The sequence below is a fragment of the Catenibacterium sp. genome (assembly GCF_052354645.1).
Taxonomy (GTDB): Bacteria; Bacillota_I; Bacilli_A; order Erysipelotrichales; family Coprobacillaceae; genus Catenibacterium; species Catenibacterium mitsuoka_A.
Window position 1 is genome coordinate 1 of the sequence record NZ_DAWDDM010000039.1, and the last position, 11,002, is coordinate 11,002.

Below are 11,002 nucleotides of genomic sequence, written 5' to 3' on the forward strand. Positions count from 1 at the left end.
CCGCTGGAAAGAGTAAGGCTCTGGTTTTGTGGTTAGTTTTAATCGTTCACGGTTGTTCCCAATAAACCAAGCCCATTCTTCATTCAGCTTCCAATCAGAACGAGGTTTGGAATCGTCTTTATCTACAAAACGGATATACCGATTGATAATTTTAAAGGCGGTATGCTCTGGATTGTCATAGACGAGTAAATCACGGACTGCATAATAGGCACGCTCATTTTTCAGCCGAATCTCAAAACGGTTTTTTACTTCTGCGTCTTCAATGGGAATATCATTTTTCTTGTACTGTTCATAGTCCTTTTCATAGATACAGAAATAAACTTCACTCTGTAATGAACCGATATAGAGGGTATTTCCCATACATTCCTTTTCATCTTTGCGTACCAGTTCGCCACTGCGATAGCTTTTGAAACTGCGGAAGACGGATATACATTCTTCCTGTCTGCATTTTTCAGTGAGTACAGGGATATTCAAAATCCCTGTCTTATCGTTAATGGCAAGGTCAAGGCGTTTCATCACACCGCCAGCCACCAAAGCGTCCATAAAGAACTCATACCAGCTTCTTTGTTGAGCCAGAAGATAGCTTTCAAATTGCCGACACCCACGACCTTTCAATTCCACCAGAACTCCTTTGTCCAGTTCGTGGGAGCAGAGAACGAATATATCGCCTAAAGCATAATGCTCTGAATAAGAATAGAAACCATAGTCCTCATGAAGAAAATAGGACAGTTTCAGTTGTAAGATGTTTTCGACCACATGCTGTACGTCCGTTGTGGGAAAGCGAATCCTTACATAATCAAAGAGCATTTCAAGGGGAGCGTCGGGATTGAAGCGTTCCAGAGCTTCAAAAAGAGATTGCTGTAAATCCTCTGATGGCTTGACTTTTCCTGTTTCAATATCGCTTAGATACTGCCTTGTAATACCAGTCGCAACCGCTAAACGATTTTGAGATAGTCCATAAGCCAAGCGTTTTTCTTTTAACTGCTGTAACCAAGTTTGTTCATTCAGTAAAAATCCCTCCAATCAAAAAGGCGTATGTCAACTTTTAAAGCCCATTTTACATACGCTGAAATTTTGTAAATCCCTTGTAACCAAAGGATTTTCTAATGTTTTTTTGACTGTTTCCTGTCGATTTGTACCCCCCTGTTAGATACGGGGGGTTAATGGGCAGGGCAAGCCCTGCCCGACAAAGCCAGAACTTACGGTTTAAGACCGTAAAACCTGCCTTTGTCGTCTGTATCTGCCTTTGATTCTCCCTGTATGCCAGTGTAAATCACTACCAAATCAACTTCTGGTCTTAAATATTCCTGTTCAATCACTTCTGATAGACCGTCCGTTTTGAATGAATTTCTATCAAAAAGTTGAAATTCATATAGAATATTTTTGCTGGTAATACTATGTCGCTTCTCTAACCTCATTCTGAATGTGAACGGTGGTTTCTTCACTTCACGGATAATTTCATCAATCAGCTTATCTATTCTGGAATAGAATCGTACTTTTGGATTGACGGTAAAATGCCTGTATCGGTCAATGATGTATTGTTCACAATCTACCGTGAATTGGTCTGTATTCAAGCAAAGACAAATGACAGATTTTTCAGTCGGTGTATGATATATCTCCAATCTTTTAATATCCATTACTTTTATTTCTCCATTTCTTGTTGTTCTGATGATGGCTTTTTTGTGTCCTGTCTGCTGTTGGATAACTTTTTAATTTCCTCTAAAAAGTCATGTCCTTTTGGTACAAGGGGAGTATAAAACTCTGATATGACACTTGTTCCTACATCAACATAGCCACGACCTTTGATTCGCTTTAAGAAGAAATCCTTTTGTACGTCACTGCCAAACATCATGCCATAGCCCATTTCAGACATACGACCTAAAGCCACTCTGAAATTAAACTGGTCACGGATTCCGTCGCCTAGATATTTTGCGTCTGGACGCTGACAAGCCAGTATTAGAAAGAAGCCAGCTTGACGACCTAACATGACAATCTGTTTCAACTTATTTATAACTGCGGTGTTTTCTTTTGTTCCCAGCATTTCCATGAAAGCGACATATTCATCAAAGATTAAGAAGTGTGCTGGAAGTCCTAAGTAAGCATAATTTTCGCCAGTCTTATAATTTTCCATCTGCTTCATTTCCTCACTGCGTTTTATCATTTCTTCATAGAATGTATCAATGCAGGAAAGCAAGTCTTCTTTTCTGTAGTGGACATTTGCCATCACAGAGCCTAAATCGGCTAAGTCTGCATTTTTCGGGTCTAAGATATACAGCTTAGAATCTGTATGAAGCAAGGCTTCAATCAGTGTCAGGATAAAGTAGGTCTTACCGCCACCTGTACCACCAGCTATGAGCATGTGAGGCAGATTGTCATATTCCCACCACATATTTTTCATTAAGCAAAGTTTCCCATCATGAGCTTGTACTTCATCAATAGAAATACGACGGGCTATCATATCATAGAGCAAGGTATATTCCACGTAGGAATCCTTTAACTCTTTATCCGTCAGCTCACAGTACAAGCCACTTTCTAATTTCTTTTCCAAGTGTAGGAGCTGGTCTTGATATTTCCCCAGAGTGATTTCCACTTGTATCTGTATTAAGCCATTTTTAAGGCGATAATAGATTTTAGGGAAGTAGGTTATCTTTTCTTTGGTACGACTGGGGGAATCCTTGAAGAAGCCATCTGTTTTGACCTGTTCTGATTCATACCACTTATTTTCAAGAACCATCTTCGCCAGCTTTTGACGGTGGTAGAGTTGTTTAATCGTATCATAGCGATACCGTTTGAATAGAAACGCCACCAGCAAGCAGACAAGAATTGCGACACTGAAACTGATACTTAAATACGGAATGTCAATCTTATCTGCTTGTGATAGGTTAAAGTCCTGCCAGTTGACCTGCTGGATTGTCTTCACATGAAACAGTCCGACAACAAGCAGTAAAATAGGCAGTAAGGACGCTACTGTAAAATGAAAGACTAAATCTTTGTCACTCGGACGAATCCTTTTACCACGAAAGACACGCTGTTTCATGTTTGATTTTCTCCTTTCTCTCTAATGGAAGATACGTGGCTATTTGTCCGTAGCAGGTTCTTTCTTAGGTGGCTGTTGATTTCTAAAGGAATTAGAATCCTTTGTCAGCACAATATCGTCTGCCTTGATGTACCAGTCAACATCTGCTCCTTGAAAGGTAGCAGTAGCGACAGTATCCGCAATGGGATTGATAAGTTCCACCCGTGCGTTATATTCAAACTCTTTCAAAGGCACGCTGGCAGGAATACTTACTTGAATCATGCGTCCTTGCCCTTTGGATTTTAAGTCATAGGTACGTTCTTTGATTTCCTCTGAAACCGTACCGTCTTCATTTTGGATTCTCACTTCACGACGTAGAGCAGAGAATTTTAATTCTCCAAAAGTCGTGTCTTTATCTAATACGATACCATTTGCTAATCTCATCATTTTTCCTCTCTTTCTTTATTCTTTTACCATGTCGTCAGCATGTAAAAGGTAATTTGTAAAACCACGAGTGCCGATTTTATAGCCCTCGGCGGTAATACGTGGATTGACTAACTTAACACGTTCCTCAAAGCCGAAATGTTTTTCGCCAGCTTCAGCAGGAAGTACGACCACAATATCATCTGCTCTTTGAACGTCTGAATAGAGATTATAGCTTCGAGATAAGACGGTTAGATGTCCGTTGATTCTTCGCTGTACGACTTTATCCTCGCCAGCAAATTCTAAATTGCCGAATGTTTTTTCCATCTTGGGAATCACAAATTTAAGTTCCATATTTTTACCTATCCTTTCTTTTTTATGGTTGAATGAATCTCGTTTGTTTGATGGTCTTTCACGGTGGGGAGCGACCTTTATTCTCTTGTTTTTCTATTTTCGTAGTATCACGTCCTTTCAAATCGGGTAAAAAAATAGACACCTCATTTTTGAAGTGTCCACCTTTTGCCTATTCAATTTTTATTGGAAGTATCTTTGTTTCTTCACTTTTCAAGGGTAAATCGTCGTATCAAAGCTCATTCATAAGTAGTAAATTAGTAGTAAATTGATTGGTTTCGACCTTGATAAAGTGTGATAAGTCCAGTGTTTATACGGATAACTAGATTTTCATACTATTTTTAATATAAAAAGCTATCAAATGATAGCTCTAAAATTCCATTACTTCTAAATCATCAGGAACAAATATATTTCCTGTATAATAGTGTGCACCTTCTGCCTTGTAGAGTTCTTTACGATTGTCTACATGATCATCTTCTGTATGATAGAGTACAAGATTCTTAATATGAAGTTTTTGTGCAAGTTCGCAGGCATCTTTCACTGTTGAATGATGTTTTTCATAAGGATGTCTGAAGTCTCTTTCTTCATATAAACAGAATGCTTCATGCAAGAGTACATCTGCATTTTCTGCATAGACTTTCTCTTCTTCACAATAAGGTTCATCACCACAACATGTCAGCTTCTTACCATCATATTCCACCACGAAGCCAAACTGTTTGGCTTTAGTTGAATGAATATCAAAGAAAGTGACTGGATGTCCCATAATTTCTTTAGTTTCTTGATCCTTCACTTCTACTAAGTGAAGTCTTTTTCCAATAAGTGCACTCTGTTTTGGTACAAGAAGTGTATCAGCCATATCCTTTAAAATATGAATGACTTCATCATGACCATAAATATAAGCATCACCTTCATATTTACCTGCATTCATAAACTGTGTAATCATACGCATCATCCAGACCATACCTAATAGATGGTCAATATGCTTATGTGTTAAAAAGATATGCTTCATATCCTTCCAGTCATATCCTGCTTTTTTTAGCTGAGTTAGGATTTGGTTTCCTCCTCCTGCATCAACCATAAAGTATTGATGGTTGTCTTCTAAGACGAAACATGTGTTATAAATCTTAGTGACTAAGGCATTCCCCGTACCTAACATTGTTAGTTTCATGTTCTTCCTCCCAATAATTTACTCTTATAACATATCAAATATGAAATAAAACCAGATATTCCGCCTACCATAATACCACCTAGAACATCTGTTGGGTAGTGCACCATGAAATAATTACGACTTAGACCCATTAATGCGACAAAGATAAAAACTAACCAGCTGTATTTCTTATTGCATGTTAAGAATATACACATCATAACAGCCATAGTGGCTGTAGTATGTCCTGAAGGAAATGAGAATTCTTTATAATGTAAGCCTCCTACATACTTCCACCAGTTATAGTATTCGTCTACACCGGATAAATAAGGACGATGACGTCCTATCGCATTCTTTAAAAAGAGACTTGTAAAGATAGCGCCTATCGCAAGACTAATGAGGATACATATACCGAGTTTTCTTGTCTTTTTAAAATAAATGAGTACCAAGGATAAAGCGATAAAGAAGATGCCGTTATCACCAAAATAAGAGATAAAGCGAAAGAATGGTGTAAGTGCACCATTTGTACTTTCAGCAAGATGATGAAGGAAATGAAGGAGTGTATAGTCATATAATTGTCCTAATTCTCTCATTTTCTCATCAAGTCCTTATCATCAATTGCGCTAATTACACGACATGGATTGCCTCCTGCAATCACAAATGGTGGAATATCATCCTTTACAACTGATCCTGGTTCAATAATAGATTCTCTATTGATCTTTACACCTGGATAAATCACTGTATTGGATCCAATGCATACTCCTTCATAAATACGTACTGGAAGTGTACTTTCTAATCCTTTTGCACGATCCTGGCTACTCGTTGGTGTAACTGATGTGAGTATTGTGACATTATATCCAATAGTCACATTATCACTAATAGACACTATTCCACTATCATCAATAAAGAGATTATCTTTAGAATAGAAGTTCTTCCCTAAAGAAATATTATAGCCATATGTACAATGAAAAGGTTGTTCAATAAAGGCTTCATTCCATTCATTTAATAGTTTATCTAGTATAAGATTGATATCATCTCTTTTAAGCGGTGAAAGATTGTTTAACTCATGACAAAGACTCTTACAATAAAGACGATCGTTATAGAGTTCTTTTGAAAATGGCTGATAGAGTTCGCCTGAAATCATATCGCTTTTTGTATCATTCATTCTTTATTCCTCCTATAGTAATATTGAATCTGTTTGTATAATGCGCCACAATCATATGTTGCAAAGACCTGAGGATCAATCACACCTACATATTTATGTGTCAATGTTTCTATCTCTTCTTTCTTATAACCCATTTGTGGTGCTAATAATACAACATCATAATAGAGACACTTCTTTTCTACAGTATGAACTGCTGCCCCTTCTATGATCAATGGGAGGTTGTTTTTTAAAATATAGTTCTGCATCTTTTCCTTAAAAAATCCTGATGTCATTCCCCCACTACAGCATAAAACCACCTTCATTGGTTCTACTTTTTCTTCTATGAGTTTATTGATCATACATTGATAAAGTTCTAAGGCAATAGGAAATGTAGTCAATGGAAAATGAAGATAGAAGATCTGCTTATCATCGCTGATAATCTCTTCTTCTATCATACCTATATCATGAAAGTGAATAGATGCAGTGCGTGATTGATAAGTAATGTGATATTCATTGTCATTAAATTGTGTTTGAAAACGAGAATCATCTTTTAACTGGAAATAGAGATAACGTTTATAAACTTCTAGGTTTTCTTTTTGATAGAACGTATCAATCATGTTTGTATTCCTCTAGAAGTGTTTTAAATGTATTAATATCTTCTTTGATGATATCAATAGAACTCTGCCAGAATGACTCATCTGTGAGATCTATATCAAGTGTTTTCGCAATATCTTCTAAATCCATCTTACCTGTAACTGAAAGGAATGTTTCATAATCCTCTGGGAAGTGTTCAGGTTTTTTTTGATAAAGTGCATAAAGTCCTTTCGCAAGTAATGAACCAAAGGCGTATGGGTAGTTATAGAATGAATAGTCTGAATCATAATAATGAGGTTTCCATGTCCACATATATGGATGGAGATAATTATGATCTAATCCATCACCATACGCTTCTATCTGTGCTTGAAGCATGATTTTCTTTGTTTCTTTAGCACTCACTGGACCTTGTTTTCTTGCTTCAAAGAAGCGGCTTTCAAATAAGAAACGGGAATAAATATCACAGATCACCTGAGTTGCATTACTTAATGTATTCTCTAATATCACAATCTTTTGAGTAGGTGTAGCTGATTTTAATGCACCTTTTCCCACTATTGTTTCACAGAAGTTAGAGGCTGTTTCTCCAATCGGCATTGGATAATGGGTATTCAATATTGTTTGATCACCTAAACATCTTCCATGGAAACCATGACCAAATTCATGGGCTACAGTAATCACATCAGAGAAATGATTTCCATAGTTGAATAAGAAACGACTTTGTTTCAAACTTCTAATATTTTCACAGAATGCACCGCTGACTTTATTTTCTCTTGGATAGACATCAGCCCAATGATTCTTAATTGCATGAGTCGCAAAATCACCTAAATGTTTTGAGAATGTATAGAACTGATCAATGACAAACTGAGACCCTTTCTCAAATGAATATTCTTCATCATCTTCAACAACAGGCGCATAAAGTTCAAACCAAGGCAAGCCGTTCTGATAGCCTAGATAGTCTGCCTTGATTTTAAGGTATTCTCTTATTTCTGGCATATTCTTTTTCATAACAGAAAGTAATGTATTAAGAGTCTCCATCTTTAATCGTGATTTGATACATGATTCTTCTAATGGTGATTCATAACCTCTCAGTTTACTTGTATAGAGCACTTCTCCCTTGATTCCACTTAAACATGTCGCAATCGTTTCTTCATATGGTTTATAGGCATCTAGTTCTGCGAAATAAGCTTTCATTCTTGTCTGCTTATCTGGACTATGAGCCATGTTCAGTACTTTAGTCAAAGGATAATCATATCCATCTATATTCACTTTAATAGAAGATACAACCATATCCTTATGCTTCATCCAAGCATAAGAACCTGTATTTTTCATATGAGCTATAATAGATTCTTCTTTTTCATCTAATACATACTTCTGTTTATTTTTAATTTCATGAAGAATATAAGCATGTTCCTTAATAAAAGGATCCTGACAACTATCTAAATCAAACTCCGCAATATAGGCATTATTCTTAATATCTTCTCCTATCATTGAGGCAGTTATATTATTTAATTGATCAAGATAACGTGTTGCCTCCGCATCATCTGTATGAGCCGATAAAGAAAGCTGTATAAAAAAATGCAGCCTTTCTATTCTCTTTTCAATTTCTATTTTTGTCTCTATTATTTTATGTAATGATGCTTCTGTTTTCTCACTTCTATAAGTAGGATAGTTCTTATTCAAATCTTTAAGCGTGTTTAAATCTTCTTGAAAATTTTTGTCTTGAAATGACGTATATAGGGCATCAAGATTCCATTCGTTCATGTTTAATCATCTCCTAATTGTATTATACCTTATCTCTCTCATTTGTGTTAAACTTATCTTGGGTGATAAAAAAATGATAAAAGAATTACAGAAAAGATTAAAAGAACAAAATATCAAGTTCTATTATGTGCCTACTGATGATGATCATCAGAGTGAAATTGTAGGCGAACATGACCAGTTTAGAAAGTATCTAAGCGGCTTTACTGGTTCTGCAGGTGTCCTAGTTGTAGGACAGGAAGAAGCATGGTTATGGACTGATGGACGTTATTTCATTCAGGCAGAAAAAGAACTCTATCCTGGTATTAAACTCATGAAGATGGGTAATGCAGATGTTCCTAGTGTGAAGAATTTCCTCATTGATCATCTTGATGATGGTGATGTACTTGGCTTCAATGGTAAAGTAACAACTGCTTCATTTATCATTGATTTAGATGAAGATAGAGAAACTGATTTTGAATTAAAAGACATTGATATGACTGATGTATGGACAAATCGTCCAGAACGTTCTCATGAACCTGCTTATATCTATGATGTGAAGTATCATGGACAAAGCACAGCACAGAAACTTGAATGGATTCGTGGTTATATGGAAGAAAATGAATGTAATGCGCACATCATTACATCATTAGATGATATTGCATGGACATTCAATATCAGAGGTAAGGATATTCCTCATTCTCCAATGGCTATGGCATTTAGTATTATTACTTTAGATAACGCTTATTTATATCTTCAGGATGGTACTTATGATGAAGCGATGATTGAAGCTTATAAGAATGATGGTGTTGAAATCCGTTCTTATGATGATATCTATCTAGATACAAAGAGATTAAGTGGTCAGGTACTTGTAGATTTAAGTGCTATTAACTATGCCATTTATTCATTTATAGACTGTGAAATCATGGAAGGATCTAACCCATCTCAATACTTCAAGAGTATTAAGTCAGATGTAGAAATTGAAAATACAAAGCATGCCCATTTAAAAGATGGTGTAGCAATGACTAAGTTCATGTATTGGTTAAAGACTTCTATGCCTGATGATGCGACTGAATGTTCTATTACTAATAAGTTATTAGGCTTTAGAGAAGCACAGGAATTATTTACTGATATTTCATTTAATACAATTACTGCTTATAAAGAAAATGCGGCATTAATGCATTATCATCCATCTCATGAACATGATGTTCATGTTAAAAAAGAAGGTATGCTTCTTATTGACTCAGGTGGACAGTATTTAGATGGTACAACTGATATTACACGTACATTCATCTTAGGTAAAATCAGTGAGACTGAAAGAAAATACTTCACATATGTATTAAAGGCTATGTTGAAGATGCAGGAAGCTGTTTTCTTATATGGTGCAAATGGTATCTGGATTGATGGTCTTGTAAGACATGAGTTATGGAAGCAGCATATTGATTTCCAGTGTGGTACAGGTCATGGTGTTGGTCATTTCTTAAATGTCCATGAAGGACCAAATGATATTAGACCACGTTTACGTGATCCACGTAAGCCTTCTGCAATTCAGGAAGCAGGTATGATTACAACGGATGAACCTGGTGTTTATATTGAAGGTCAGTTTGGTATCCGTTTAGAAAACGAATTATTATGTGTTGAAGATATCAAGAATGAGTATGGTCAGTGGATGAAGTTTGAACCTCTTACTTTATGTCCTATTGACTTGGATGGTCTTGATGTTTCTTTATTAACAGCTGATGAAAGAGAAGCATTAAATAAGTATCATGAATTCGTAAGAGAGTCATTAAAGCCATATTTAACTGATGAAGAAAATGAATGGTTAAAGACTTATACAAGAGGTATTTAATATGAAGTACTATGATCTACCAAAAACTGATTTAAAAGTATCTGAAATCGCCTTGGGCTGCATGCGTATTGCAGATAAGAGTATTGAGGAAGTAGAGGAACTTGTGAAGACTGCATTAGATTGTGGTATTAACTTTTTTGATCATGCTGATATTTATGGTGGAGGAAAGTCAGAAGAGTTATTTGGACAAGTTCTTGAAAAACATCCTGAATATCGTGAAAAGATGATTATTCAAACAAAGTGTGCCATTGTACCTGGGAAACGTTATGACTTTTCTAAAGAGTATATTATGAATGCAGTCAATGGGTCATTAGAAAGACTCCATACTGATCATGTAGAAATTCTTTTATTACACAGACCTGATGCATTATGTGACCCTCAAGAAGTGGCAGAAGCATTTGATGAACTTTATGAAAGTGGTAAGGTCAAATACTTTGGAGTATCTAATCATACACCAGGACAGATTGCCTTATTACAGAAGTATACAAAGTATCCTATTATTATTAATCAGTTACAGCTTTCTATTGTGCATTCTGTGATGATTGATAGTGGTATGAACATGAATATGAAGGAAGAATTTGCGATTGATAAAGATGGCGGTGTGCTTGATTATTGTCGTTTAAATGATATTACAATTCAGGCTTGGAGTATTGTGCAGGCATCCTGGGCTGAAGGGACTTTCTTAAATCATCCTGATTATAAGAAATTAAATAACGTCCTTGATGATCTAGCAAAGAAATACAA

The 11,002-nt window shown here is 36.0% G+C and carries 12 protein-coding genes; 2 read left to right on the plus strand and 10 right to left on the minus strand.

Annotation, left to right across the window (positions count from 1 at the left end; all coding sequences use genetic code 11):
• The 10 genes from mobT to ACT8VG_RS03100 form a co-directional block, all read right to left on the minus strand.
• On the minus strand, positions 1 to 1,023 hold a 1,023-nt coding region (gene mobT / locus ACT8VG_RS03055), incomplete at its 3' end, for a MobT family relaxase (protein ID WP_444195179.1).
• Positions 1,024 to 1,199: 176 nt separating this feature from the next.
• Entirely contained in the window at positions 1,200 to 1,637 is a 438-nt protein-coding gene (locus ACT8VG_RS03060; RefSeq protein ID WP_015646595.1) for a hypothetical protein, read from the minus strand.
• 5 nt (positions 1,638 to 1,642) lie between these two features.
• A complete protein-coding gene (locus ACT8VG_RS03065; protein WP_015646594.1) occupies positions 1,643 to 3,037 on the minus strand; it encodes an FtsK/SpoIIIE domain-containing protein in 1,395 nt (464 codons plus the stop codon).
• Positions 3,038 to 3,076: 39 nt separating this feature from the next.
• Positions 3,077 to 3,463 carry a YdcP family protein gene (locus ACT8VG_RS03070; protein WP_000985016.1) on the minus strand — a complete coding sequence of 129 codons (387 nt, stop codon included), beginning with the start codon at positions 3,461 to 3,463 and terminating at the stop codon, positions 3,077 to 3,079.
• A gap of 15 nt (positions 3,464 to 3,478) precedes the next feature.
• Positions 3,479 to 3,793 (minus strand): YdcP family protein, encoded by a 315-nt coding sequence (locus ACT8VG_RS03075; RefSeq protein WP_000420680.1) that lies wholly within the window; start codon positions 3,791 to 3,793, stop codon positions 3,479 to 3,481.
• A 367-nt stretch (positions 3,794 to 4,160) separates the two neighbouring features.
• Entirely contained in the window at positions 4,161 to 4,958 is a 798-nt protein-coding gene (locus ACT8VG_RS03080) for an MBL fold metallo-hydrolase (protein WP_006506295.1), read from the minus strand.
• On the minus strand, positions 4,955 to 5,527 hold the full coding sequence (locus tag ACT8VG_RS03085; protein ID WP_217106677.1) for a phosphatase PAP2 family protein: 573 nt from the start codon (positions 5,525 to 5,527) through the stop codon (positions 4,955 to 4,957). The genes ACT8VG_RS03080 and ACT8VG_RS03085 overlap by 4 nt, the downstream gene beginning before the upstream one ends.
• Positions 5,524 to 6,099, minus strand: a complete 576-nt coding sequence (locus tag ACT8VG_RS03090) for a sugar O-acetyltransferase (RefSeq protein ID WP_195920632.1) — start codon at positions 6,097 to 6,099, stop codon at positions 5,524 to 5,526. The genes ACT8VG_RS03085 and ACT8VG_RS03090 overlap by 4 nt, the downstream gene beginning before the upstream one ends.
• Positions 6,096 to 6,695, minus strand: coding sequence for a PTS sugar transporter subunit IIB (locus ACT8VG_RS03095; RefSeq protein ID WP_187012088.1), 600 nt, complete (start codon positions 6,693 to 6,695; stop codon positions 6,096 to 6,098). Before ACT8VG_RS03095 ends, ACT8VG_RS03090 begins: the two co-directional genes overlap by 4 nt.
• On the minus strand, positions 6,688 to 8,433 hold the full coding sequence (locus ACT8VG_RS03100) for a M3 family oligoendopeptidase (protein WP_187012089.1): 1,746 nt from the start codon (positions 8,431 to 8,433) through the stop codon (positions 6,688 to 6,690). Before ACT8VG_RS03100 ends, ACT8VG_RS03095 begins: the two co-directional genes overlap by 8 nt.
• A gap of 73 nt (positions 8,434 to 8,506) precedes the next feature.
• On the opposite strand from ACT8VG_RS03100, the gene ACT8VG_RS03105 reads away from it, so the two are divergent.
• Together ACT8VG_RS03105 and ACT8VG_RS03110 are read left to right on the plus strand one after the other, a co-directional pair.
• The gene (locus tag ACT8VG_RS03105; RefSeq protein ID WP_187012090.1) at positions 8,507 to 10,258 is read left to right on the plus strand and encodes an aminopeptidase P family N-terminal domain-containing protein; all 1,752 of its coding nucleotides are present in this window, start codon (positions 8,507 to 8,509) and stop codon (positions 10,256 to 10,258) included.
• A gap of 1 nt (position 10,259) precedes the next feature.
• A partial coding sequence (locus ACT8VG_RS03110) for an aldo/keto reductase (RefSeq protein ID WP_444195180.1) occupies positions 10,260 to 11,002 on the plus strand: 743 nt, incomplete at its 3' end.